Annotated in this window: 22 protein-coding genes and 1 pseudogene; 15 read left to right on the top strand and 8 right to left on the bottom strand. The window is 71.3% G+C overall.

What is annotated here, in order from left to right:
* Positions 1–216: 216 nt before the first annotated feature.
* The 7 genes from ABT288_RS11445 to ABT288_RS11415 all read left to right on the top strand — a co-directional run bounded on the left by ABT288_RS11445 (position 217) and on the right by ABT288_RS11415 (position 8,042).
* Positions 217–3,150: a helix-turn-helix transcriptional regulator gene (locus ABT288_RS11445; protein WP_351605295.1), complete on the top strand. Its 2,934-nt coding sequence runs from the start codon at positions 217–219 to the stop codon at positions 3,148–3,150.
* Between the two features lie 69 nt (positions 3,151–3,219).
* Positions 3,220–4,206, top strand: a complete 987-nt coding sequence (locus tag ABT288_RS11440; protein ID WP_351605293.1) for an alpha/beta hydrolase — start codon at positions 3,220–3,222, stop codon at positions 4,204–4,206.
* Positions 4,207–4,280: 74 nt separating this feature from the next.
* Positions 4,281–5,321, top strand: coding sequence for a helix-turn-helix domain-containing protein (locus tag ABT288_RS11435; RefSeq protein WP_351605291.1), 1,041 nt, complete (start codon positions 4,281–4,283; stop codon positions 5,319–5,321).
* Positions 5,315–6,286: a helix-turn-helix domain-containing protein gene (locus ABT288_RS11430; RefSeq protein WP_351605288.1), complete on the top strand. Its 972-nt coding sequence runs from the start codon at positions 5,315–5,317 to the stop codon at positions 6,284–6,286. The genes ABT288_RS11435 and ABT288_RS11430 overlap by 7 nt, the downstream gene beginning before the upstream one ends.
* A 114-nt stretch (positions 6,287–6,400) precedes the next feature.
* A complete protein-coding gene (locus ABT288_RS11425) occupies positions 6,401–7,327 on the top strand; it encodes a glyoxalase (RefSeq protein WP_351605286.1) in 927 nt (308 codons plus the stop codon).
* A gap of 11 nt (positions 7,328–7,338) precedes the next feature.
* Entirely contained in the window at positions 7,339–7,788 is a 450-nt protein-coding gene (locus tag ABT288_RS11420) for a DUF5709 domain-containing protein (protein WP_351605417.1), read from the top strand.
* 23 nt (positions 7,789–7,811) lie between these two features.
* Positions 7,812–8,042: a hypothetical protein gene (locus ABT288_RS11415; protein WP_351605283.1), complete on the top strand. Its 231-nt coding sequence runs from the start codon at positions 7,812–7,814 to the stop codon at positions 8,040–8,042.
* A gap of 9 nt (positions 8,043–8,051) precedes the next feature.
* Here ABT288_RS11415 and ABT288_RS11410 read toward each other — a convergent pair whose 3' ends face one another.
* Positions 8,052–8,930 carry an alpha/beta fold hydrolase gene (locus tag ABT288_RS11410; RefSeq protein WP_351605280.1) on the bottom strand — a complete coding sequence of 293 codons (879 nt, stop codon included), beginning with the start codon at positions 8,928–8,930 and terminating at the stop codon, positions 8,052–8,054.
* Positions 8,931–9,141: 211 nt separating this feature from the next.
* On the opposite strand from ABT288_RS11410, the pseudogene ABT288_RS11405 reads away from it, so the two are divergent.
* From ABT288_RS11405 to ABT288_RS11380, 6 genes and pseudogenes are all read left to right on the top strand, one after another.
* Positions 9,142–10,260 (top strand): annotated as a pseudogene (locus tag ABT288_RS11405) (FAD-binding oxidoreductase); the annotation flags it as partial.
* Positions 10,261–10,319: 59 nt separating this feature from the next.
* Positions 10,320–11,288, top strand: a complete 969-nt coding sequence (locus ABT288_RS11400; protein WP_351605277.1) for a hypothetical protein — start codon at positions 10,320–10,322, stop codon at positions 11,286–11,288.
* A gap of 17 nt (positions 11,289–11,305) precedes the next feature.
* On the top strand, positions 11,306–11,803 hold the full coding sequence (locus ABT288_RS11395) for a MaoC family dehydratase (RefSeq protein ID WP_351605274.1): 498 nt from the start codon (positions 11,306–11,308) through the stop codon (positions 11,801–11,803).
* A 35-nt stretch (positions 11,804–11,838) separates the two neighbouring features.
* Positions 11,839–12,561, top strand: a complete 723-nt coding sequence (locus ABT288_RS11390; RefSeq protein WP_351605273.1) for an alpha/beta fold hydrolase — start codon at positions 11,839–11,841, stop codon at positions 12,559–12,561.
* 45 nt (positions 12,562–12,606) lie between these two features.
* Positions 12,607–12,999 (top strand): alpha/beta fold hydrolase, encoded by a 393-nt coding sequence (locus tag ABT288_RS11385; protein WP_351605271.1) that lies wholly within the window; start codon positions 12,607–12,609, stop codon positions 12,997–12,999.
* A 6-nt stretch (positions 13,000–13,005) separates the two neighbouring features.
* Positions 13,006–13,488, top strand: a complete 483-nt coding sequence (locus tag ABT288_RS11380; protein ID WP_351605269.1) for an alpha/beta fold hydrolase — start codon at positions 13,006–13,008, stop codon at positions 13,486–13,488.
* Positions 13,489–13,509: 21 nt separating this feature from the next.
* On the opposite strand, the gene ABT288_RS11375 is transcribed toward ABT288_RS11380, so the two are convergent.
* The 7 genes from ABT288_RS11375 to ABT288_RS11345 all read right to left on the bottom strand — a co-directional run bounded on the left by ABT288_RS11375 (position 13,510) and on the right by ABT288_RS11345 (position 22,231).
* Complete coding sequence (locus tag ABT288_RS11375; protein WP_351605266.1) at positions 13,510–14,325, bottom strand: carbohydrate ABC transporter permease; 816 nt, start codon at positions 14,323–14,325, stop codon at positions 13,510–13,512.
* 15 nt (positions 14,326–14,340) lie between these two features.
* Positions 14,341–15,240: a carbohydrate ABC transporter permease gene (locus ABT288_RS11370; RefSeq protein WP_351605263.1), complete on the bottom strand. Its 900-nt coding sequence runs from the start codon at positions 15,238–15,240 to the stop codon at positions 14,341–14,343.
* A complete protein-coding gene (locus ABT288_RS11365; protein WP_351605260.1) occupies positions 15,212–16,462 on the bottom strand; it encodes a sugar ABC transporter substrate-binding protein in 1,251 nt (416 codons plus the stop codon). The genes ABT288_RS11370 and ABT288_RS11365 overlap by 29 nt, the downstream gene beginning before the upstream one ends.
* A gap of 48 nt (positions 16,463–16,510) precedes the next feature.
* The gene (locus ABT288_RS11360) at positions 16,511–17,278 is read right to left on the bottom strand and encodes an alpha/beta fold hydrolase (protein ID WP_351605257.1); all 768 of its coding nucleotides are present in this window, start codon (positions 17,276–17,278) and stop codon (positions 16,511–16,513) included.
* Positions 17,279–17,362: 84 nt separating this feature from the next.
* Positions 17,363–20,110 carry an ATP-binding protein gene (locus ABT288_RS11355; protein WP_351605254.1) on the bottom strand — a complete coding sequence of 916 codons (2,748 nt, stop codon included), beginning with the start codon at positions 20,108–20,110 and terminating at the stop codon, positions 17,363–17,365.
* A gap of 69 nt (positions 20,111–20,179) precedes the next feature.
* The gene (locus tag ABT288_RS11350) at positions 20,180–21,220 is read right to left on the bottom strand and encodes an AraC-like ligand-binding domain-containing protein (protein WP_351605252.1); all 1,041 of its coding nucleotides are present in this window, start codon (positions 21,218–21,220) and stop codon (positions 20,180–20,182) included.
* A 159-nt stretch (positions 21,221–21,379) separates the two neighbouring features.
* Positions 21,380–22,231, bottom strand: a complete 852-nt coding sequence (locus tag ABT288_RS11345; RefSeq protein WP_351605250.1) for an NmrA/HSCARG family protein — start codon at positions 22,229–22,231, stop codon at positions 21,380–21,382.
* A 204-nt stretch (positions 22,232–22,435) separates the two neighbouring features.
* On the opposite strand from ABT288_RS11345, the gene ABT288_RS11340 reads away from it, so the two are divergent.
* Both ABT288_RS11340 and ABT288_RS11335 read left to right on the top strand, forming a co-directional pair.
* Entirely contained in the window at positions 22,436–23,542 is a 1,107-nt protein-coding gene (locus ABT288_RS11340; RefSeq protein WP_351605248.1) for an LLM class flavin-dependent oxidoreductase, read from the top strand.
* The gene (locus ABT288_RS11335; protein ID WP_351605245.1) at positions 23,539–24,153 is read left to right on the top strand and encodes an FMN reductase; all 615 of its coding nucleotides are present in this window, start codon (positions 23,539–23,541) and stop codon (positions 24,151–24,153) included. The genes ABT288_RS11340 and ABT288_RS11335 overlap by 4 nt, the downstream gene beginning before the upstream one ends.
* Positions 24,154–24,283 lie beyond the last annotated feature (130 nt).

Below are 24,283 nucleotides of genomic sequence, written 5' to 3'. Positions count from 1 at the left end.
CAGCCGCACGCGCACATACCGTCGCACGCGCACGGGCCGCTGCCCGCACGCAAGCCGCGGCGGGGCCGCCGCCCGCGGTCCTGACGCCGGTCAGGCCGGAAACGGCGGACGACCGGTCATGTGACAGAAGCATCGCGGCCTCGTTTCCCCGATTATGAACTCGGCCAGGGAACATGCCCGCAGCCGTGGGCAGCCGAGCAGGTCCGGAGTACGTGTATGACGGTCCACCCATCCCGACCGGCGACCGGCGAGGAAGCCGACCGCCGGTCCTGCCGTACGGCGGCATCGCGTCCCCTGGGTCGTGACAGCGAGATCGAGCGGATCCTGCGGTGTGTGACGCGACAGCCCGGCAGCCCCCAGGCGCTGCTGCTCCTCGGGGAGGAGGGGATCGGTCGTACGACCTTGCTCCACCATGCCCGGGAACGGGCCATCGGCGACGGCATGCTCGTCCTGTCGGCGCAGGGCTGGGCCGAGGACCGTTGCCGCGCCCGCGCCTGCCTGCAGCAACTGCTGGCGCCGGTCCTGGACGAGTTGCCCGGCCTGCCCGCCGTGCACGGACAGGTGTTGGGCGCCGTCATGAACCCCGCCTCCCACGACGGCGGGCCGGACGAAGGGCCGGACGACGGACAGGTGCAGGCCGCATTGCTGGCGTTGCTGGACCGGCTCGCCACATTCCGGCCGGTACTGGTGTGCGTGGACGACATCCACGCCTGCGACCGCGCCTTCGTCGACGCGCTCTGCGCGGGGATCCGGCTCCTGGCCGGTCGCCCGGTCAGGCTGCTGCTCACCGTGCGCGGCGACGCGCCCCCGCCCGGCCTGCCCCCCGGTATGGAGACGCTGCACCTGGGCCCGCTGAGCGTGCTCTCGGCCGCGGCGCTGCTGGACCGGCAGCCGACGGCGCCCACCGCCCGGTGCAGGCTGGAGATCCTGGAGGAAGCCGAAGGAAACCCCTCGGCCCTGGTCGAACTGAGCCGCCGTGTGCCCATGGACTCCCGAGCGGGGGGCGGCGACGGCGTGCCGGCGCGTCCTCCCCTGACGGCTCACGCCTTCGCGGCACGATTCGACGCGCTGCCTCCCGAGACAGGACGGGCCCTGCTGTACGCCGCGGCGGCCGTGCCTGGGGAGAGCGTCGCCACCCTCATGGCGGCCCTGGACACCGACGATCTCGCGGTGTGGGCCCCGGCGGAGGCGGCCGGTCTGGTCTCGCTCATCGAGGACCGCCTCGTCTTCCGACATCCGCTGGCGCGGTCGGCCGTGTTCTCGCGGCATCCGGCGGGCGAGCGGCAGCAAGCCCACGTGGACCTCGCCGAGGCCGTCACGCAGCCGGAGAACAGAGCACGCCACTTGGCCAATGCCACCGTGCGAACCAGCGAGTCCGTGGCCGCCGCGCTCGAGGACTCCGCGTGGCGGCACGGGGACGTCGTGGGCACCGCGCGGGCCCTGGAGCAGGCGGCCCGGCTCAGCCCACGGCCGCGGGCACGCGCACGCCGGCTGGCCGAAGCAGTGGTGGCGGCGCATGCGGTGGGGGATCCCGGCTGGGTCAGGGACCTGTACGGCCGGTTCGTCCAGGACCCGGGGGATCCGGAACTCGCCTGCGCGGCGGCCGGCGCCCTGGCCTCGACGCTGTCTCTGGAGTCCGCCCAGCGGGAGGCCTTCGATCTCCTGGTCGACGCCTCGGAGCAGTTTCCGGTGGTGGGCCCGTCCGTCGCGCTCGCGCTGACGGCGGTGGCGGCGGGCATTGCCGTCCAGTCCGGTCTGCCGGAACACCGGGCCGGCCTGTCCACACTGCTCGACCGTGCCCGGGAGGCCGACGGTGCCCAGGAGGCCAGGGGCGCCCGGGAGGCCAGGGGTGCCCGGGAGGCCGGCCGCGGCCGGGGAGCCGACCCGGTCCGGGAGGCCGAAACCGGCCGGCCCCGTCCTCTCGTGACCGAGCCGCAGAGCCACCTGGACCGGCCGGAAACGCAGCAGGCACTGGACGCGCTGGTCAGCGCGGTGGTCCGGCCGCAGTCCGCGACAGGCTCGCCGAAGAGCCTCGTTCGTGCGTACGGTGTACCGCTGGACGGCCTGGAGACGCCGGCCTGCCGCATGGCAGCGCTCTCGGCGGCCTACCTCGCGGACGAGGCGGACGTGTGTCTGGGACAGTTCCGCGAGAGCGACGCCCAGCTCCGGACCGCCCGTGCCTTCGGCATCCGCGGCTGGACCGTCCTCGCCCTTGTCGACACCCTCGTGAGCATCGGGTGGTTCACCGAGGCCGAGGACCTGGTCCGGGAGGCCACGGCCGAGGCCGCGGTGCTGCGCCTGCCACGCCTCCAGGCGGATCTTCAGGCACAGGCCCTGGCCCTGCAGGCGCTGCGCGGAACCGTCCCGCCGGAGCCCTGGCTCACCCCGCCGATCTGGCGCGTCGTCTGCCTGGACGAGAACCGGGCCACCCACGCACGCCTGCTGCGCGCTCAAGGACTCGCCTGCATCGCGCTCGGGGACTGGGACGGCGCCTGGCGGCAGCTGCGTGAGCTGTTCACCGTCGACGGTTCACCGTTGCACCCCGTCCTGTCGCCCCGGAGCATCGCCGAACTCGCGGTCGCGGCCCAACGCACCGGCCGCACGGCCGACGTCGTGCCGATCCTCGCGAGGGCCCGGGCGGAGCAGGGGGACCGCCCGAGCACCAGGATGACGCTGCTCCTGCACCATGCCACCGCCCTGATCGACCCGGACGAGGACGCCGAGCAGCACTTCCACCTCGCCCTGGTCAACCACGAGGCGGACCGGTGGCCGTGGGAACGCGCCCACGTCCGCCTCAACTACGGCATCTGGCTGCGGCGCGGCCGCCGGACACGCGAGGCGCGTCAGCAGCTGACCACCGCGCGGGAAACCGCCGAACGCCTCGGCGCGGGCGCCCTCGCCACGGCCGCCGCCCGCGAACTGCGCGCCAGCGGAGCGGCACCCACCCCCGACACCTCCGGCCTGCTGGAGCAATTGACGGCACAGCAACGGCAGATCGTCCTGATGGCCGCGAGCGGCCTTTCGAATCGTGAGATCGGTGAACAGCTCTTCCTCTCGCCGCGTACCGTGGGCTCCCACCTGTACAACGTCTACCCGAAGCTCGGCATCAGCCGCCGCCAGCAACTGCGTGACCTCCTCCAGGACAGGTGAGGCGGGGACCGGCCGGTTCCGTACGAACCCGCCGACGAGGGGCGCCGCCCAGCCAGAGGAGAGTGCGTGATGGGGAGAACCCCCGGGGGCCGGTCGGGCGGTGACTCCCGCGCGGCCGTCGTCCTCGACCCCGTGGTGCGGCGGCTCGTCACCGCGTCCGCCGCGCCCCCGTCCCTCGACGACCTCGGCCCCGACACGGCGCGGCAGGCGCTCCGGGAGGCCCAGGTCGACCGGTTCGGGGACTTCGACGTGGACGCGGTCTACCGCGTGGCATCGGTCGGCCCGTCCGGGCTGCTCGGATTCTGGACCGTCCGCCCGGCCGGCGCGACCGGCCCGCTGCCGACCCTCCTGTACGTGCACGGCGGCCGGTGGACACTGGGCGATGCGCAGACCCATGCCCGCCTCATCAGCGAAGTCGTCAGGGGCGCGCAGGTGTGCGCCGTCGTCCCCGAGTACAGCCGCACCCCGGAGGTCCGCTACCCCGTGGCGCTGGAGGAGTGTTACGAGCTGCTCGTCCGGGCGGTCTCCCGAGCCGACGAACTCGGCCTGGACGCACGCCGGGTGGCCGTGGCGGGCGACTGTGCCGGTGCCACGCTGGCCGCCGCCGTGACCATGCTGGCGAAGTCCCGGGGCGGGCCGCGGCTCAGCGCACAGCTGCTCTACTACCCGCTCACCGACTCCCGCTGCGACAGCCCCTCGCAACGGCAGTTCGCCACCGGATACCTGCTCACCCGCCGTGCCCTGCGCACGTACTGGGCGCGCTACGTAACGGACGCGGCCCTGCACGACGAGCCCACCGCGTCCCCGCTGCGGGCACGCACTGAGGACCTGGTGGGGCTGCCGCCGACGCTGATCGTCACCGCGGAGGCCGACGTGGCCCGGGACGAGGGCGAGCAGTACGCGCGGAATCTGTGCGAAGCCGGGGTCGAGGCGTCCGCCGTACGGTTCCTCGGCACGGTCCACGACTTCGTGGCCCTGCATGCCCTGCACGACAGCCCGCCCACTCGGGCAGCTCTCGTGACCGGTTGCGCCTTTCTGGGTGCCCGATTGCACTGAGGGCGTGCGGAACGGGCCGGTGACCAGTCGACCGACCGATGCGTGGCTTCGTGCCTCGACCGCATGCTCACCACATGCCAACCGTGATCGACCCCCACGGGGAGAGAAGCTGGTGGACGGCTTCCTGCACGAGTCCGCGAGCCCAGGTGCTGAGCACCCGTTCGGTTCCGGCGCGCGAGAGCCTGGACTTCTGGCACGACGCCGTGCTCGCGACCCTGGTCGGGATGGAGATCGCCACCGACGGCCGTACCTATGACGCGGCCATGCGCACCGATCACCTCGGCGACCTGCGGATCATCACGGTGGAATGCGATCCGGGCCGGGTCCACCGCTCACCGCGCTTCATCGCCCGCGGCGACGGGCGGGACATCTTCGTGGCGCTCCAGAGCACCGGCCGGGCCCAGGTCGAACAGGACGGCCGCACCACCGAGCTGCGGGCCGGTGACATCGGGTTCTTCGAGACCGTCCGGCCCTTCCGCACCACCTTCCCCGAGCGCTTCCGGTTGAAGATCTTCGCGGTCCCGCGGGACCTGCTCGGGCCGTCGGAGGCAGATCTGAGTCGACTCACCGCGCAGGCCGTGCGTCCGAGCGGTGGTCTGACCGCCCTGCTCGCCCCGCTGCTGGAGCGGCTGGCGGACACCTCCGAGGCGTACGCGACACCGGTGGCGGAGCGGCTGGCCGAGGGCGTCATCGGCCTCATGGCGGCCACGGCCGTGGATCAACTGGGCGAGGATCTCGCCGTACTGCCCGGTGCCGACCGGGTCCTGCTGCTGCGGATCAAGGCCTTCATCCGCTGGCACCTGGCGGATTCCGGTCTGACCCCCCGGGCCGTCGCCGACGCCCACGGCATCTCCGTCCGCTATCTGCATCGCTTGTTCGAGGCCGAGGACACCACCGTGTGCCAGTGGATCCGGGAACTGCGCCTGCACGAGTGCCGCAGGGACCTCGCCGTACAGGCACCGGGATCCGTCAGCCTGGGACAGGTCGCGCGACGCTGGGGTTTCAGCAGTCCCGCCCGGTTCAGCAGGGCCTTCCGCAGTTCGTTCGGCCTGTCTCCCACCGACTGGCTCGACCGGCAGCGTGCGAATCGCGTGATGGGAGAAGTACTGTGCTGACCGCATCGCTGACCACCCCCGGCCAGGGGATTTCCTTCTCCACCCGGGGACTTGCCCCCAGGGACCGTGTCGCCGCCTGGGGACGCGTGCTGTCGCAGGTCTTCGTGGGTCTGGAGGTCGCCGTTGAGGGCGGCCGCCCGTGGGCGGGAGAGCTGACCGCAGAGCGTCTGGGCGCACTCCAGGTCGCCACCGAGGAGTTCGGGCCGGGAACGATCCTACGCAGCGCCCGCACGGTGGCCGAGGCCCCCAGCACCCACATCCTGGTGCGTCTGCAACTGGACGGCACCGCACTGCTCCTTCAGGACGGCCGCACCGCCGAACTCCGGCCCGGCCGGCTGGCGTTCCATGACGCCCGGCGCCCGTACCGGATCGTGCTGCCCCAGTGGCAGCGGGCCCGGGTCCTCATGCTGCCCCGCGCCCTGCTCCGGTTGGAGGAAGGGCAGCTGTCCGCGCTGACGGCGACCGTGGTGGACGACACCGGGGACGGGGCGGCGGCGCTGCTGATGCCGCTGCTGCGCGGGCTCGTCGACGAGGTCATCCGGGCGGACTCGACCCGACGCGACGACCTCGCCCGCATCGCGGCGGAGATCCTGGCCACCCTGGCCCTGGAGCAGGTCAGCAGTCGGTCCGCGCCGGCGCTGTGGGAGAGGATCACCGCATCCGTCCAGGTCCGGCTGCAGGATCCCGGACTCACCCCCCAGGCCATCGCCGATCAGCACAGCATCTCCCTGCGCTATCTGCACCGGATCTTCCAGCTCCAGGGCACCACGGTCAACGCCTGGGTGCGCACCCGACGGCTCGAGGCGGCGCGTGAGGAGCTGGCCCACGCCGGCGCGGCCCACCGTTCGATCGCGGCGGTGGCCGCCCGCTGGGGTTTCACCAACCCCTCCCACTTCAGCCGGACGTTCCGCGAGACGTACGGGATGTCGCCGGTGCAGTGGCGCGGTGTGCACCTGGGGACCTGACGTCCGGTCGGCACTGTTCCCGGAAGGGCAAGAGCCGGGGCGCTGTCTGCATGATCGCTCCCGCGCTCGGTGCCTAGCTTTCGATGTGTACGGCTCCGGCGGAAAGGAACGGGAATGAAGCGCAGAGCGATGGCATGGGTGGTGCCTGCTGTCATGGTGGCACTGAGCGTGCTGGGATCCGGGGCGCCGTCCTCGGCTCGGGACGGGGCGGCCGCCGTGCCGGCCTCGACCACGGCGGTGGGCCCCCAGTACGACACCACGCACGTCTATGTCACCCCCGGCAAGGTGGACGCGTTCGTCGCCAGCTGGGGCACGACCTTCGGCGGGACCCACACGGCCAAGGTCCTCACGACCGTCACGCCGACGCCCAGCAGGACCGAGTCGGAACTGGTGATGTCGCCCGTCGGCACCCTGTCCGTCTTCGACTTCCGGACGCCCGCTCCGTACCCGTTCGGAGCCGAGCGGACGGGCTGGCTCATGAGCGACTTCGACAAGGGTGTCCGACAGGCCCGGCAGAGCGGCGCACAGCTGGTCGTGGCGCCCTTCGACGACCCGATCGGGCGGGACGCGATCGTCCAGTTCCCGGGCGGCGTCAACGCCCAGCTGTACTGGCACACCACGGCGCCGTCGTACAAGCCCCTTCAATCCGTGCCGGACAACCGCGTCTACCTGACGCCCGACTCGGTGGACGGGTTCCTCGGCTCCTACCTGCGGTTCACCGGGGGCCGCGTCGTCTCGGACCGCCGGGCGGCGGACGGCGGCGACATCGGTCTGCCCCAGGAGACATATCGCCGTATCGTCATCCGCTCCGGGTTCGGCAACACCGTCGTGAGCGTCACCGACGGCCATCTTCCCTACCCGTTCGGGCGGGAGACCACGGGCTACGCGGTGCGGGATCTCGCCGTGACGTTGCGCAAGGCCGAGGCGGCGGGCGCGCGGGTGCTGTGGGGTCCGTACACCGCCCGGGGCCGCTCCGACGCCATGGTGCGGTTCCCCGGCGGGTATGTGGCCGAACTGCACCAGGACAGTGATCACAGGTGACCGACGAGGCGATGGGGGACGACGTCTACCAGCCGGACGGGTCCGAGGTGCAGGACGACGCCGGCTTGCTGGACGCCTCGGACACCCTCGACCACCGGGCTGGTGTCGAGCCCCTGGACGAGGGCTACTCGCCCCCGGAACGGCCCTGGGCCGTGGAGCACACGGGAGTCACGGCGTCCGAGCGGTGGCGTGGAGAGAGCCTGGAGGAGCGCCTCGCCGAGGAGGTTCCCGACATCGGTGTCCCCGAGGGCGACGGTATCGGCGACACCTGGGGGATGGCCGGTGAGCCCGTCGACCTGGAGGTCGGCGACGAGCGCGCCGGACGCCTGGTCGCGCCGGACGAGGGCAGCCACGAGAACACCGAGTCCGACCTGTTCGCATCCGACATCGGCCCGGACGGCGCCGGCGCGTCGGCGGAGGAGGCTGCGATGCATGTGATTCCCGATTCCGAGACCTACTGATGCCTCAAAAGGAGGAGCGTAGTATGAACGCCGAAGAGTCGAATCCAGCCGACCGTCACCCGCATATCCGGAACATCGTGGAAAAGGTGACCGAGCATCATCGTCGCGTTCAGGAAGAACACGAGGAGTCCGCGTTCGAGAACGCGATCGACGGGGCGGCCTTCGACCTGGCGACCGATATAGCGCATCCCACGGCCGGCCAGGCCGAATTCGGTTATGAGGTCGATACGGATCTCGGCGTGGAGCCGCGCTGACCTACCGGCTCAGCTGTTCCAGTCGGCGAGAAATTCCAGCAGTTCCGCGTTCACGACGTCGGGGCGTTCCTCCTGGCACAGGTGCCCGCACCGGGGGATGGGCACGCCCCGCACGTTCCGCGCCAGCCCCTTCCAGACCTCCAGGACGTCGTAGGACTGCCCGACGGCGCTGAACTCCTCGCCCCACATGGTCAGAATTGGGCGGTCGATGAGCCGGTCGGCGTCCTCGGTGTCCTGCGCGACATCCTGGGACGCCGCCCGGTAGTCCATGCAGGAACCGCGTATCGCCCACGGCTGCTGATAGGCGCGCACATAGACCGCGATCTCCTCGGGCGTCAGCATGCCGGGGTCGTACGACCAGCTCCGGTAGAAGTGGGTGAACCAGACCTCCTCACGGCCGGCGATCAGCGCCTCGGGAAGGTCGGGGACGCCGAGGAAGATGAAGAACCAGTACCCCTGCCGGGCGAGCCGCACGTCGTAGGTCTCGGCGATGATCCGGGTGGGGATGTTGTCCAGGGCCGCGAACCGGTCGATCCGGTCGGGGTGGTCCTTGGCGAACCGGGTGCCCACGCGTGCGCCGCGGTCGTGGCCGATCAGCGCGATACGCCGATGGCCGAGGTGGTCCATCAACGCGACGACGTCCTGGGCCATGGTCCGCTTGTCGTATCCGCAGGCGGGTTTGTCCGTGTCGCCGTAGCCGCGCAGACCCGGCGCGATCACGGTGAACCGCTCGGCGAGCACCGGTATCTGCTTGCGCCACCCGTACCAGGTCTCGGGGAAGCCGTGCAACAGGTAGACCGGCGGTCCCTGCCCGGCGCTCACCCAGTGCTGCCTGATGCCGTTGAGTTCGGCGGTGTGGTGGGTGATGCCGGCGACTTCTGCTGTCATGATTTCTCACTCGGGAGGTCGGATTCTCCTGCCGTTCATTGATTCGCGGAAAACCTGTCGACCCCCGCTGGTGCCGCTTTTCTCGGAATGCACCGGATGTGTTCCCGTAGTGCACTGGTCCGCGCCGGACACTTCTCGTCTGCATAAACTCCGATGGCAACCAGCCGCTGCCGTGGGCCGGTGTCATTCCTGAATCATGACGGAGATTTCTATGGCACTGCTCGATCCGGAACCGGGAAAGCTGCGACCGCACGCCACCGGTGGCCCGGCCGACGACCGGGTCATGGACGACCGGGCGTCCGGAACACCCGATGCCCTGCAGAAGGATCTCGTCCGACTGCTGGGGGAGCGCAAGGTGCTGCACTCGGTGTCCGACCTCGTGAAGTACGCCTCGGACGCCAGCCCTTACCGCTTCGTGCCCATGGTGGTGGTGATCGCCGAGAGCATCGAGGACGTGGCCGCGGTGCTGCGCTATGCCCGCGACAACCGGCGGGAGGTCGTCTTTCGGGCGGCCGGAACCTCCTTGAACGGGCAGGCCCAGGGCAAGGACATCCTGGTCGACGTGCGCCGCCACTGGACCGGCGTCGACGTGCTCGGCGACGGCACCGAGGTGCGGATCGGCCCCGGCACGACCGTGGGACGCGTCAATGTGACGCTGGCTCGCCACGGCCGTCTGATGGGCCCCGACCCGGTGAGTTCCAGCGCGTGCACCGTCGGCGGGGTCGTCGCCAACAACGCCTCCGGCATGACCGCCGGCGTCACCCGCAACTCCTATTGTCTGCTGTCCTCCCTCACCGTCGTCCTGCCGTCGGGCACGGTGGTGGACACCGCGACCCCGGACGCCGACGCGGCACTGCGCACGGCCGAGCCCGAGCTGTGCGAGGGTTTGCTGGCGCTGAAGGCGGAGATCGAGGACGACCGTGAACTCACCGCCCGGATCCGCGCGAAGTACGAGCTGAAGAACACCAACGGCTACCGCCTCGACGCCTTCCTGGATGGAGCCGGCCCGGCGGAGGTCCTGCGCGGACTGGTGGTGGGCTCCCAGGGCACCCTCGGGTTCATCGCCGAGATGGTGTTCCGGACGGTCTCCCTGGACCGGCTCACCCACACCGCGCTGCTGTTCTTCCCTCGGCTCACCGACGCCGCCGCGGCGGTACCGCTGTTCAACGACGCCGGGGCCCGGGCGGTCGAGCTGATGGACGGAAACACCCTGCGGGCCTGCGCGAGCGTCGACGGCGTTCCCGCCGACTGGGCCGGGATTCCCCCGGAGACCGCTGCTCTGCTGGTGGAGTTCCGCGCTCCGGACGATCGAGGGCATCGGCGAACTGCGCCAGCGATTCACCGGCTGAGCACACACATCGAGTCCTCGCATCGGAAAGGAACTTCACCATGCCCGGAACCAGACAAGGGGCGCGGACAGTCCTGCTGACCACGGCCGTGGCGGCGGCCCTCACCGTCACCCTCACCGGCACTGCGGGCGCCGCCTCCGGCCCGCCGTCGGTCGTACGCTTCGTCGCGCATCTGAACATCACCGACGGGCAGCGGCCGGAGAACATAGCCCTGGAGCCCGGCGGCGCCGCGGACGTCACCTTCGCCTACTCCCGCCAGATCGCCCGCATCACCCCCGACGGCCGGGCGCACATCCTGGCGACCCTGCCGGCACCCCCGGCCGGGTCCGTCACCCCCGCTCTGACCTCACCGTTCCTCGGCGGCATCGTCCGCACCCACGACGGGACGCTGTACTTCCTGTACGCCACGGGCACCGACCTGACCGGTGTGTGGCGCCTGCGCCCCGGAGGCACCCCGCAGCACATCGCCGCACTTCCGTCCGACAGCCTGCCCAACGGCCTGGCCCTCGACCGGCACAGCGGCCTGCTGTACGTCGCCGACTCGGTCCTCGGCACCGTCTGGCGGGTGCCGGTCGCCGGTGGCACGCCCACCCGGTGGGCCGCCGCCCCCGAGCTGCGGCCCGCCGGATTCCTGGGAGCCAACGGCATCAAGATCCACAACGGGGCGGTCTGGGTGTCCAACCTGGACAAGGGCACCGTGCTGCGCATCCCGCTCACCTGCCACGGCGGCGCCGGGCCCGTCGAGACCCGGGCCACCACACTGGTCGACATCGACGACTTCGACTTCACCGGCGTCGGCGACACCCTGCTCGCGGCGATCAACAAGGACAACGTGGTCGCCCTGGTCAGGCCCGACGGCAGCCACAGCATCGTGCTGACCGCCGCCGACGGCCTGGAGAACCCGACCTCGCTCGCCGTACGGGGCCGGACGGCGTACATCGCCAGCGGTGCCTATTTCACGAACAGCGACCCCAACGTCCTCGCGGTCCACGTCGAGCACGGCAAGTAGCGGAAGAGAGCTGACCGATGACTGATCAGACATCTGCCAATTCCACCGATTTCGACCCCGACGACTTCCTCGTCGTACCGGCCCGGACCTTCGAGGACCTGCGCGTCGGCGAGGTCTTCCGGGCGCCCAGCCGGACTCTGACCGACGCCCATGCCGCGGCGTTCCAGACGGTCTCCGCGGACAACCACCCGGTGCACTACGACGCCGAGTGGGCCCGCCACCGCGGCCACCCCGCGCCCGTGGTGCACGGTCTTCAGGTGCTGGCCTTCACCGCGCCCGGCGCCACCTTGTTCCCGCACTTCATCGGCGAGGTGTTCATCAGCTTCCTCGAGCTGTCCTGCACCTTCCTGGCGGAGGTGCACTCCGGGGACACCCTGTACCCCGCCCTCACCGTCACCGCGCTGGAGCCCCGGGGCGACACCGGCGTCGTCTTCACGGCCGCCACCATCCACAACCAGCGCGGCGAACTCGTGCTGTCGGGACAGCACAAGTACCTGCTCCGCCGCACGGCATGACCACCCCGTACCCGCACCCTCCGGAAGGAACGTCCATGACCACGTCCACACCCACCGTCGTCCTGGTGCATGGCGCTTTCGCCGACGCCTCCAGCTTCGCGCGTGTCATCCCCGAACTGCTGGCCGACGGAATCCAGGTGCTCGCCCCGGCCATCCCCAACCGCAGTCTCCTCGGTGATGCCGCCCACATCGCCTCGATCGTCCGCCGGATCCCCGGTCCCGTCGTTCTCGTGGGGCACTCCTACGGCGGTGCCGTCATCACCGTGGCCGGCGCCGAGGACAACGTCCAGGCCCTGGTGTACCTGGCCGGATACGCGCTGGAGGAGGGGGAGAGCCTGGGCGAGCTGCAGGGCCGGTTCCCCGACTCCGACCTGGCCTCGGCGCTCGTCTTCACGCCCTTCCCGGTCGAGGGTGCGGACGAGCCCGGCACCGATGTGACGGTGGACATCGACAAGTTCCCCGCCATCTTCGCCGCCGACGTGGACCCCGGCCTCGCCCGGACGCTCGCCGTCTCCCAGCGGCCCCTGGCCGGTGCGGCCTTCGCCGAGGCGGCCCCGGTTGCGGCCTGGAAGACCAAGCCGTCCTGGGGTCTGGTGTCGTCCTCGGACCACACCATCAACCCCGACGTCGAGCGCTTCGGCTACCAGCGGGCCGGCATGACCATCGTCGAGGTCGACTCCTCGCACCTCGTCATGCTCGCGCACCCCAAGGAGGTCGCGGACCTGATCCGCGAGGCCGTCCGGAGCCTTAGCGCCTGATCCGCAACCACCCCGTCGATCCTCTCACTTCAGCAGGAGAAACCCATGAGATCCCTCCCTCGCCCGAGAACGAGACGGGCGCGCGCCCTCGCCGCGTCCTGCGTCGTGGCCGCTGCCGCCACGGTGTTCGCCGCCACCTCGCAGGTGACCGCCGCACCCGCGGCCGCGGCCCCGGAGCCGGACGGCGGTGCGAAGCCCGCCATCGTGCTGGTGCACGGCGCCTGGGCGGACGCATCGAGCTGGAACGCCGTCATCGCCCGCCTGCAGCACGCCGGTTACACCGTCTACGCCCCGCCGAACCCGCTGCGCGAGGTCTCCTACGACGCCCAGACCCTGGCCTCGTTCGTGGCGACCATCCCCGGCCCGGTGGTCCTGGTCGGCCACTCCTACGGCGGCATGGTCATCAGCAACGCGGCCGCGAAGAGCGCCAACGTGTAGGCGCTCGTGTACGACGACGCGTACATCCCCGACCAGGGTGAGACCGTGTTCCAGATCAACGGGGCCCGGCCCGGCTCGTGCGTCACGGCCGAACCGTCGACGTTCCTGAACCTGGTTCCGTACCCCGGAGGACCGTCCGGCGACGTCGACGCCTACCTCAAGTGGGCCCCGAACGGCGCCTACAAGGGTTTCCAGGACTGCTTCGCCAACGGTGTTCCCGCCGCGCGGGCGCGGCTCCTCGCGGCGGGGCAGCGGCCCTTCGCGGTCAGCGCCGGGTCGGAGCCCTCCGGTGCTCCCGCGTGGAAGTCCCTTCCCTCCTGGGCCGTCGTCGGCACCGAGGACCACGTCATCCCCCCGGCCGAACAGCGGGCGATGGCCGAGCGCGCGGACGCCCACATGACCGAGGTGCCAGCGGGCCATCTGTCCCTGATCACGTGCCCCGACGTGGTCACCCGCGTGATCACCGCGGCGGCCGAGGCAGTCCGCTGACCAGCACTCCCGACCGTGCCCTTATCCGACGGCTCCGCTGGTGATCCCGGCGGCGATGCGGCGCTGAGCGAGGACGAGCAGCACCGCCGCCGGGACGCAGGCCAGCACAGCGGTGGCCATGACGGCGTTCCACCGGTCCATGTGGGCGCCGACGTACTCGTAGATGCCGAGCGTCACCGGCCGGACCGAGTCCGTGGTGTTCAGGGTGAGGGCGAAGAGGAAGTCGCTCCAGGCGAAGAGGAAGGTGAAGACGCCGGCGGTGATCAGAGCGTTGGTGCTCAGCGGGAGCACCACGGAGCGGAAGACGCGCAGCCTTCCGGCACCGTCCACACGAGCGGCCTCGATGATCTCCCTGGGGAGGGCCCGCATGAACGCGTGCAGAACCAGGATCGCGAAGGGCACCCCGGCGGTCGAGTCGGCGAGGATCAGCCCGAAGTAGGAGTTCAGGAGCCCCAGTTCGTTGTAGGCGCCGTAGAGGGCGTTCGCCACGACGATGCCGGGAACCGCCTGGGTGACCAGGACACCGAAGAGCACGGCGGTGGTTCCCCGGAGGCGGAACTGGGCCAGGGCATGGGCCGCCGGAGCGGCGAGTGCGAGGCTCAGCACCGCACTGCCGAGAGCCACGACGAGGCTGGTGACGAGGTTGTGCCTCTGCTCGCGCAGCGCGGTGGCGTAGCCGCTGAAGTCCGGGTGGACGGGAAACCAGCCGGCCCGCAGGACATTGTTCGCCGGCTGCAGGGAGACGTTCACCATCCAGTACACCGGGAACAGCATCAGCGCGAGCAGGACGATGCCGACGAGCGTGGACGTCCGGCCCCGGGCGGGTGCGCGCTTCACGGGCTCCCCTCCCCTTCAGGCGTTCAGGGCGCGGCGGTTGGCGCGCAGGTGGACGAGGGCGAAGGCGAGCGAGAGGACGACCAGGACATTGCCGAGGGCGGCGCCGCGCCCGAACTCGAACTGCTGGAAGGACAGTTCGTAGGACCTGGTGGCGAGGGTCTCGGTGGCGTCGGCCGGACCCCCGCCCGTCACGACGAGGATGATGTCCAGCACCTTGACCGTGTAGACCAGGCCCAGCACCAGGACGACGCCGGCCACGGGTCGTAGCAGCGGCCAGGTGATGTGGCGGAACGACGCGAGCCGACCGGCCCCGTCCAGCCGCGCCGCCTCGTACAGCTGGACCGGGATGTCCTGCAGCCCGCCGTACAGGATCGTGGCGTTGAAGGGGATGCCCACCCACACGTTGACGAGGATCACCGACACGAGCGCCTGTGACGTGCCGGTCAGCCAGGGGATGCCGGCTGACAGCAGGTGCAGGTCGCGCAGCGCGTGGTTCACGACTCCCGTGTCGGCGTCGAGCATCCATCTCCAGGCCGTTCCGGAGACGACCAGCGGCAGCAGCCAGGGCAGCAGCAGGAGCGAGCGCAGCACGCCGCCGAGCGGGAACCGGCGGTGGAAGAACAGGGCGACGGCCAGCCCGAGCACGAACTGCCCGGCGAGCGAACCGACGGTGAACAAGGCCGTGGTCAGCAGGAGCTTCGGGAACTGGTCCGACGACACGATGTCCGCGTAATTCCGCAGCCCCACGAACGGCGCGGCACCGGTGTAGAACGTCGTGATCGTGTACCGCTGGAAGCTCATCGCGAAGTTCTTGGCGATCGGGTAGCCGAAGAACAGCAGCAGGTAGGCCAGGGCGGGAACGAGGAACCCCCACCGGGCGAGCCGGTCAGGAAGCGGTCGCGATCCGCTGCGCATGCCCGAGTGCTTCCCGTGGTGTCTGCTCGCCCGTCAGCGCGGCCTGGACAGCCGTGTAGATTCCGGTTGCCGCCTTGGGCCACCTGACGCCGAGTTCGCCGGTACGGGCGCGGGCCCGTTCGACGCTCTTGACGAAGGCCGCCATCGACGGGACCTGCTCGGCATAGCGGGACGCCACCGCCGAGCGGGAGGGCACGGTGAAGTTCTGCTTCGCCAGGGCGAGCATGTGGGCGGAGTCGTTCACACAGGCGAGGACCTGGGCCGCCTTGGCCTGCCGGGCCTTCGAAGCGTTCTGCGGGACGGTCCACACCTCGCCGCCGAGCGGGGTGACCAGGGTCTGCCCCGGCCGACGGACGGGGATGGGGGCGACTCCCCAGTGCAGGTCCTTGATCTTGTTCATCTCGGACACCCGCCAGGGCCCGTTGACCATCATGGCCGTACGCCCGGCGACGAACTGGTCGTGCACATCGCCCTGTGTCCAGTTCAGTACCGACTTCGACATGGATCCGCTCCTGACCAGGTCGACCCAGAGCTGGAGTGCCTGCGCGGCCTGCGGGGTGTCCAGATGCCTCTCGTCGCCGCCGTTGGACCACAGGAAGGGCAGGAACTGCCAGGTGCCCTCGAAGGTGGCGTTCGCGTCCACCGCCATGCCGTAGCGCCCCGGGCGGGTCAGCCTGGCCGCCGCCGCCTTCAGCTCGTCCCAGGTCCGCGGCACGGAGACACCGGCCTTGGACAGCAAGTCCTTGTTGTAGAAGAGGGCGATGGTGCTGACCGTGGGCGCCAGTCCGTACACCTTGCCCCGGTAGGTGCCCGCCGACAGGATGCCCTCGGCGAACCCGCCGGATCCGATGCCGTACCGGTCCAGCGGGGTCAGGGCGCCGGTCTGCGCGATCTGCTGCAGGTCGGGGTTGTCCAGCATCAACAGGTCGGGAAGGGTCCGCGACGACGCCAGTTGCAGCACCTTCGGGACCAGAGACGCGCCCGGGACGCTGCGGTGCTCGACCGTGACGCCGGGGGTCTTGCCACAGGCGTCGAGCCGCTCGCTCCACTGGGCGTGTTCGGTCGCGTCGGTGTAGTAGTCGAGAGCGGTGATGGAGGTGACCTTGCCCGCGGCGGACGTGGGCCCGGAACCGCCCGCGCATCCGGAGGCGGTCAGGACGAGGGCTGCGGCCGTGAGGAGGGCGGATATGCGCTGCGCCGAAGGTCCGGCCGCTTTGATCATGGTGATGCCTTCCGAGTGACGAGCGGGGATGCTATCTCATATGCCTGCTCAGAAGGGGTGTCGAGGCCCGTGGCAGGAGCCGGGCCCCATGCATGTCCGCACGGCCTCGCGGATCATCGCCGCCACGGCATCGGGCCGGGAGAGCGGCACGGCGTGTGAGGCGTCCAGTAAGCGGGCGGTGGCCGCCATGCGCAGCGCCATGAACCGCTGAGCGGTGGGGTCGAGCATGCGGTCGGCGGTGGCGACGGCGTACCAGGACGGTGTGGCCGCCCAGGCGGGCGGGCCCGATCTGCCGGTCAACGCGCACCGGGCGATGGGGCGTTGTGTCACGGACAGCACACTGGTGACGTGCGGGGACAGATCAGCGGCATACGCGTGAGGAAAACGTTCCCTGCGGATGTACAACTCGCTGTCCGCGTCGGCGGGACACGGCGCGGGTACGGTGGCGCTGAAGAGCGCGTCCGCGCCTGGTGCAGGCGAGAAGCGGCTCGTGATGTCGAGGAGGCACTCTCCGGCGTCGAGGCCGAACGCGGCGACGTAGCACAAGGCGACGACGTTGTCGGCGTCGGTGGCGGCATCGGTGATGACGGCGCCGCCGTAGCCGTGGCCGACCAGCACGACCGGGACGTCGATCCGGCGCAGCACGCTCCTGAGGGAGGCGGCGTCGTACGCCAGGCCGCGCAGCGGGTTCGCCGGGGCGCGCACCGTCAGACCGTCGGCGTGAAGGAGCCCGATGACCCCCGCCCAGCACGAGGCGTCGGTGAACGCTCCGTGCACGAGGACGACGGTGGGCGGTGCAGGGGTGTCTCCGTGCACGTCGGCGACCTCCGACCGGGGTGGGCTTCCCAGCCAACCGCACCCGGCTCGCCCCGGCATCGCGTGAACGTACCAACCGTGCGCTCAGCCGTCGGGCAGCGACCGGACCAGATTGGCCAGCTGCACCCGCGAGTTGACCGACAACTTGCGGAAGGCCGAGGTCAGGTGCGTGTTGACGGTGTGCGGAGAGACCACGAGCAGCTCTGCGGCGGACCGGTTGGTGTGGCCCTCGGCGATGAGGCGCGCGACCTTCTTCTCCGAGGCCGTGAGGGCCTCCCAGCCCTGGACGGGACGCGGCCCGCTCGCCGCGCGGCGGCCGTCGCTCCCCGCCCCCTTCAGCTCGCGCTCCACGCGTGCCGCCGCGGCGTGCGCGCCCGACGCGGTGAACGTGCCATGGGCCTGGGTCAGGGCGGCCACCGCCCGGGTCCGGTCGCCCGCCGCCAGCAGCGCTTGCCCGAAGTCGGCGCAGGCCGAGGCGTGGACCAGCGGTCGGGGGCCCGCCCCGAGCAGGGCGACGGAGCGTTCCAGCAGGGCGCGGTCGCCTCGCACGAGCCCCAGGGCGTGCGCCGCGACCCCGGTCGCCGTGGGCACCGCCGGGTTGCGTGCGGCGTGGGCCTCGGCCTGTGCGGCCAGGTCCCGCGCGAGTTCGTGGTCCGCTCCTCGCAGGGCCATGCGTATCGCGGCGTCGACCCAGGTGCGCAACAGCCGCCAGCGGAGGAAGGGACCCTCCTCCTGCACCTGATGAATCCTGTCGACGGCCAGGGCGATGTCCCCGTCGGCGTCGGCGTGCAGCGCCTCCAGGAACCGCACCGCGGCCCTGTTGCCCGGGTTCGGTTTGACCGCCAGCCTCTCCCGTGCGGCGGCCAGATGGCGCCGTGCCGCCTCCCCCTCGCCGCGCAGCAGGGCGATCCAGGACCGGATCACGCGCGCGTTCACCTGCTGGACGGGTACCTGTACGTCGTCCTCCAGGCGCTCCATCGTCACGAAGTCGGCCTCGGCGTCGTCGAGCCTGCCCGTACCCAGGTGCTGCTGCCCCTGGGCCCACAGCAGCATGGCCTCGCGGAGCCCCCCGGAACGCTCCGCCGCCTTCAGCAGCAGCCTCTCGCCGGACGCGAAGTCGTCCATGTGCTGGTACGCGACGATCTCCTCGGGAAAGAAGGAGGAGTCGACAGCGCTGAGCGCCGTGAACCGCTCCAGGGCGGCGGCGTTCTCACCCGCGTTGAGCGCGATCTCACCGAGCGCGAACAGGGCCTGCACGTGGGCGTCCCGGTCCCCGGTCGCGATCGCGGCAGGCAGCGCGTTCTCGCCCGCCTCACGCGCCGCGCGCAGATCGTGGCCGCGGGACAGGGCCAGCGCCCGCAGGGCGGCCAGCCGGGCCTCGACCTCCGGGGCGGCACCTCCGACGGCGAGGGCCGTCTCGGCCCGGTGGCGCAACTCCTCGGCGAGGTCCAGGTTCCACAGCGTCCCGCCGAGGGCGGCCTGCAGCCGGCCGAACGTCTCCACGGGCGGTCGGCACTCCAGCAGCCGGTCGCAGGTCGACAGTGCCTCACGATTCCGGCCGGCTCGGGTCAGGCAGACGATGGCCTGCTCACCCACGGCGAACCACGACGGCCGCGCGGTGGGCGCCAGGTCCAGGGCGCGTGTCACCAGGTCGGCCGCGAGCCCCGGCGTCACCGGCAGTACGTCGTCCGCGGCGCGCCTCAGCAGTTCCACCGCCTCTTCGTCTCCGGGCCGGGCGCCCCGTAGGACGTGCGACACCGCGTCGATCGGCCGGTGTCCCGAGGCGACGAGGTGGCCCGCGGCCTCTCGGTGCAGCGCCTTGCGGGCCGAGGGCGGGATGTCCACGTAGACCGCCTGGCGCAGCAGGTCGTGCCGGAAGGCCAGTTGGTCGCCGTCGTCGTCCAGGAGTCCCGCGCGCACCGCCTCGTCGAGCGCCGCGATCAGCGGGGCGGACGGCCCGCCGCAGAGCGCGGCGGCGTCGTGGAAGGCGAACCTGCGCCCCAGCACCGCTCCCATCTGCAGGAAGCGCAAGGTGGCGGACCGCAGGGACGTGAGCCTGCCGCGCACTCCCGACACCAGCCCCGGGGGTACGGACTCTCCCGAGTGCTCGGTGGTCCGCAGCCCGACGAGCATCTCGACCGCCAGGAACGGGTTTCCACCGGCTCCTTCGAGCAGCTCACGCACGCGCTCGTCCACGCCCGGACCCAGGGTGTCGTCGGCGAGCTGGCCGATGGCCGAGCCGGACAGCGGGCCGAGGGACAGGGTGCGCGCCGGGAGTTCGTCCCGGACGGCCGTGACGATCTCCTCGGCGGGTCCCCCGATGCCCTGCCGCCCGGTCAGCAGCCACAGGACGGGCGACGTCCGCAGACGTCGCGGAAGCTGCTGCAGCGCAAACCGGCTCAGCGCGTCGGCCCACTGCACGTCGTCCAGGGCGATCAGCACCGGCACGCTGCCGGCTCTCTCCTCGATCGCCTCCGCCAAGCGCTCCACCAGCCGGATCCGCTGATCGTGGCGGTGCGCGAGACCGGCCAGCGCGTCGCCGGACAGCAGCGGCCGGTCGCCGTACAGGAGACAGGTCGCGAGCGACGAGAGCGGCACGATGTGATGCAGTTCGTCGGCCTTGCCGACCCCGACGGAGAATCCCGCCGCCTCGGCCCTGGTGACGGCTTCGGCGAGCATCGTGGTCTTGCCGATTCCCGGCTCGCCCCGGACGAGGACCAGGGCGCCGCTTCCGGTACGGGCCACCGAGGCGATCAGTGCCCGCAGCTCCTCCAGCTCGGCCTCCCGGCCGCGCAGACCGCTTGGGGACAGCGATCCGCTCGACCCCGCCACCGACCGTCCCCTCCTCGCACACCGGCGAACGCCGGTGCTCAGGAGGTCCACTATGGCAAAAGCGGCAGCTCAGCGCACATGAGGTAGCTCGGCCTCGTCACCCGGGGCGGACATCCGGGGCCCTCGTACGGCGGAGCTGCGCCACTCGGCGGGGGAGACCCCGTACGCGGCCCGGAACACCCGGCTGAAGTGGGAGGCACTCGTGAAACCCCAGCGGTGCGCCACCGCGGCGATGGTCAGCCCCGCCGACCCCCGGCGGGCCAGCTCGCGCCGGCACTGCTCCAGCCGACGCTGCTGGATCCACCGGCTGACCGTGATGTCCTCCAACTGGAACAGCTTGTGCAGGTAGCGCACGGAGATGTGGTGGGCCCGGGCGATGGCCTCCGGGGTAAGGTCGGGATCGGCGAGATGCCAGTCGATGTACGCCCGGATCCGCAGCAGCGACACCCGCGCGGCGTTCTGCGTGTCCTCGGTCGCCCTGCCCAGCCGTTCGTCGGCCAGGGTCTGCAGCAGATCCACGACGTTGCGGGCGATCGACTCGGCCGTGTGCTGCGGATACGTCTGTGCGGTGTCCACGAGCCGGGACAGGAACGGCGACAGCAACGCGCCGAGCGGTGTCTCGGAGTCGAGGGGAGACGCCGTCATGTGCCGCAGCTCCGACTCGCTCAGACCCAGCACCTCGCGCGGCAGCACGAGGGACTTCGTCCGAAAGGGCTCGGGGATGGTCATCCGGACCGGCCGCGCCATGTCGTAGACGAAGAGCTGCCCCGGCCGTACGAAGGTGTCCCGCGTGTCCTGCTCGACTCGGGCCACACCTCTGCTCAGCAGCTTCACGACCACGTAGTCGTCGTTGTCGCTGCCCGCGATGAGCCGCCGCGTGCGCAGGGCCCGCAGGGGGTCGCCTTCCACCGTCACTGCCTGCATCGGGCCCAGGAGTGAGGTACGGATCGTGCCGCGGTGGATCTCGTCGGGAACGCCCATGTCCACCGAGCCGAACGTCTCGGACAGGGCCTCGCGCCAGTACGCCCGCCGTCGGTGGCTGGGCACCGCGTCCGTGGTGTGGAGGGTGCCGGAGGGCCTGGGTTGCAGTAGGGAGGAATCCGGCGACATGATCTCCGCCTTTCGGCCTGTGCGTTTTCCGGACACACCGTGCCAGTGGGGGAGTGTTCGCCACATCGCGTGAACGCGTGAGATCCGGGGGCGGCGGGGCTCGCCGGGCGCGCTCGTGCGACGCGGCCCGGCGAGCCGGCCGGCAGGCGGACTGCCGGTTCAGTCCCCGGTGGCCCAGGCGCGGCCCGCCCAGTCGGCGAAGCGGGTCCAGTGGATCTCCGGGTGGGCGGCACGGAGGGCGGGGATGTCGACGCGGTAGCCGGGCCCGTTCAGGAACGTCCACATCGCGTGCATGTCCGGATTGCCGATGGCCGACAGCGGGACGTACTCATGGCGGACCTCCCGTCCCAGCGCCGCACCGAGCGCGGCCGCCATCTGAGTGGGAGTCGGTGCGTCGCCGGCCAGTTCGATGCGCCGCCCGACGTAGGGAGCCGGGTTGAGCAGCACCTCCGCCGCGAACGCGCCGAGGTCCGGCCGGGCGAGCTGCTGCAACGGCCGGTCGGGCGGCAGCGGCAGATCGAGAACACCGTCGAGGATGCGCTCCGCTCCGCCCAGTGCGTTGTCGAAGAAGTACGTCGGCCCGAGGATCGTGTACGGCACACCACCTGCGGTCAGTTCAGCCTCGATGCGCGCCTTGCTCTCGAAATGCGGTACCCCGCTGTCCTGGTCGGCCCCGGCGACCGAACTGAACACGAGATGCGGAACGCGCTCCCGCGCCGCCGCGGCGAGGATCGCCCGCCCCTGGTCCACCTCCGCCTCGACACCAGCCTCGAAGGGGGTGGTGAACGCGAAGACACCGGCCACCCCCCGCATGGCCGCGGCGAGCGACCCGGGATCGCTCAGAGAACCCGCCACCACCTCGACACCCCGGTCGGCCAGTTGCCGCGCGGCACTGCGGCCGGGGTCGCGGACCAGCGCCCTGATCCGAACCCCCCGGGCGAGCAGCGCTTCGGTCACGGCACCGCCCTGCCCGCCCGTCGCGGCAAGCACCAGGATCGGCTCATGCGCCATGGATGAACTCCTTTCCGGCAACGGGGCATCGGATCTGAGGTCGGCCCCGACGGCAACCATCCGTCACGAGCGACAGCGCATGACGCAGACTCGCCCGAGACGGGCGCTGGAGGACTCGACCCCGTGCACGCACAGTCATGACGCTCGTGCGCCCGGCGCCTAGCGTTCCCCACCTCACACGACTGCCGGAAAGAAGAGGCACCCATGCAGTTCGGCATCTTCACGGTCGGGGACGTGACGCCCGATCCGACCACAGGCCGCACGCCGTCGGAGCACGAGCGCATCAAGGCGATGGTCGCCATCGCGCTCAAGGCGGAGGAGGTGGGCCTGGACGTCTTCGCGACCGGTGAGCACCACAACCCGCCGTTCGTGCCCTCGTCCCCGACCACGATGCTCGGCCACATCGCCGCCCGCACCGAGAACCTGATCCTGTCCACCGCAACGACCCTGATCACCACAAACGACCCGGTGAAGATCGCGGAGGACTTCGCGATGCTCCAGCACCTCGCGGACGGGCGAGTGGACCTGATGCTGGGACGCGGGAACACCGGGCCCGTCTACCCGTGGTTCGGGCAGGACATCCGGCAGGGCATTCCGCTCGCCCGGGAGAACTACGGGCTGCTGCGCCGGCTGTGGCGCGAGGACGTCGTGGACTGGGAGGGGAAGTTCCGTACGCCCCTTCAGGGTTTCACGTCGACGCCCCGCCCGCTGGACGGCGTAGCGCCGTTCGTCTGGCACGGCTCGATCCGCTCGCCGGAGATCGCCGACCAGGCGGCCTACTACGGTGACGGATTCTTCCACAACAACATCTTCTGGCCGGCCGAGCACACACGGCGGATGGTCCAGCTGTACCGGCGGCGTTACGCCCACTACGGCCACGGCCGCCCCGAGGAGGCCATTGTCGGTCTCGGCGGGCAGGTCTTCATGCGGAAGAACTCGCAGGACGCAGTGCGGGAGTTCCGCCCCTACTTCGACAACGCTCCGGTCTACGGCCATGGACCGTCCCTGGAGGACTTCACCGAGCAGACACCGCTGACGGTGGGCTCCCCGCAGCAGGTCATCGAGCGGACCCTCTCCTTCCGCGAGACTGTCGGCGACTACCAGCGGCAGTTGTTCCTGATGGACCACGCGGGCCTGCCCCTGAAGACGGTGCTGGAACAGCTCGACATCCTCGGCCAGGAGGTGGTGCCCGTGCTGCGCGAGGAGTTCGCGAAGGGGCGCCCCGCCGAGGTGCCGGACGCGCCGACGCACGCTTCGCTGCTCAAGGATCGGGAAGGCCGGGAAGCCCAGGAAGAGGTGAGTGCCGTATGAAACTCGTCGCCGTGTCCGCGGGGCTGAGCACCCCGTCCTCCACCCGTCTGCTCGTGGACCGTCTCGCCGAGGCGGTCCACGGCGAACTCGCCACCCAGGACCTCGAGGTGGAGACCGAGATCGTCGAGCTGCGCGAGCTGGCCGTCGCCGTCGCCAACAACCTGGTGACCGGCTTCCCGCCGCCCCCACTGGCCGCCGCGATCGGCGCGGTGACGGGAGCCGCCGGTCTGATCGCCGTGACCCCCGTCTTCACCGCCTCCTACAGCGGGCTGTTCAAGTCCTTCTTCGACCTGATCGATCCGGAGGCCCTCTCCGGCAAGCCGGTCCTGATCGCGGCGACGGGAGGCACGGCCCGCCACTCCCTGGTCCTGGAGCACGCGCTGCGCCCGCTGTTCTCCTACCTGCGGGCGGCCGTCGTCCCCACCGCGGTGTACGCGGCGTCCGAGGACTGGGGGTCGGGCGGTGACACGTACACGGAGGGGCTGCCCGCGCGCATCCGGCGGGCGGGCGGTGAGCTGGCCGCCCTCATGGCCGCCCGTCCGTCCGAGGTGGCACCCGACGACGACGTCACCGCGCTCGAACGGCGGCTGTCCGACCTGCGCTTCGACTGAGCCCTGCCGTCACGGGCCCGGCCGGGCCCGTGACGGCAGGGTGAACCGGCCCCCCCCCGGCCGCCACCCCCGTGGGGGGGCCGGGCCGGAAACCGAGGTACGGCACCGCCAGATCCCACAACACCCACGT

The organism is Streptomyces sp. NPDC001093, assembly GCF_040298985.1.
GTDB lineage: Bacteria > Actinomycetota > Actinomycetes > Streptomycetales > Streptomycetaceae > Streptomyces.
This window is presented reverse-complemented; position numbering and strand designations above follow the sequence as displayed.

Coding starts and splice junctions, on each gene's coding strand:
- ABT288_RS11445 (WP_351605295.1), top strand. CDS start 217: ATGACGGTCCACCCATCCCGACCGGCGACCGGCGAGGAAGCCGACCGC.
- ABT288_RS11440 (WP_351605293.1), top strand. CDS start 3,220: ATGGGGAGAACCCCCGGGGGCCGGTCGGGCGGTGACTCCCGCGCGGCC.
- ABT288_RS11435 (WP_351605291.1), top strand. CDS start 4,281: ATGCCAACCGTGATCGACCCCCACGGGGAGAGAAGCTGGTGGACGGCT.
- ABT288_RS11425 (WP_351605286.1), top strand. CDS start 6,401: ATGAAGCGCAGAGCGATGGCATGGGTGGTGCCTGCTGTCATGGTGGCA.
- ABT288_RS11420 (WP_351605417.1), top strand. CDS start 7,339: ATGGGGGACGACGTCTACCAGCCGGACGGGTCCGAGGTGCAGGACGAC.
- ABT288_RS11415 (WP_351605283.1), top strand. CDS start 7,812: ATGAACGCCGAAGAGTCGAATCCAGCCGACCGTCACCCGCATATCCGG.
- ABT288_RS11410 (WP_351605280.1), bottom strand. CDS start 8,930: ATGACAGCAGAAGTCGCCGGCATCACCCACCACACCGCCGAACTCAAC.
- ABT288_RS11400 (WP_351605277.1), top strand. CDS start 10,320: ATGCCCGGAACCAGACAAGGGGCGCGGACAGTCCTGCTGACCACGGCC.
- ABT288_RS11395 (WP_351605274.1), top strand. CDS start 11,306: ATGACTGATCAGACATCTGCCAATTCCACCGATTTCGACCCCGACGAC.
- ABT288_RS11390 (WP_351605273.1), top strand. CDS start 11,839: ATGACCACGTCCACACCCACCGTCGTCCTGGTGCATGGCGCTTTCGCC.
- ABT288_RS11385 (WP_351605271.1), top strand. CDS start 12,607: ATGAGATCCCTCCCTCGCCCGAGAACGAGACGGGCGCGCGCCCTCGCC.
- ABT288_RS11370 (WP_351605263.1), bottom strand. CDS start 15,240: ATGCGCAGCGGATCGCGACCGCTTCCTGACCGGCTCGCCCGGTGGGGG.
- ABT288_RS11365 (WP_351605260.1), bottom strand. CDS start 16,462: ATGATCAAAGCGGCCGGACCTTCGGCGCAGCGCATATCCGCCCTCCTC.
- ABT288_RS11350 (WP_351605252.1), bottom strand. CDS start 21,220: ATGTCGCCGGATTCCTCCCTACTGCAACCCAGGCCCTCCGGCACCCTC.
- ABT288_RS11345 (WP_351605250.1), bottom strand. CDS start 22,231: ATGGCGCATGAGCCGATCCTGGTGCTTGCCGCGACGGGCGGGCAGGGC.
- ABT288_RS11340 (WP_351605248.1), top strand. CDS start 22,436: ATGCAGTTCGGCATCTTCACGGTCGGGGACGTGACGCCCGATCCGACC.
- ABT288_RS11335 (WP_351605245.1), top strand. CDS start 23,539: ATGAAACTCGTCGCCGTGTCCGCGGGGCTGAGCACCCCGTCCTCCACC.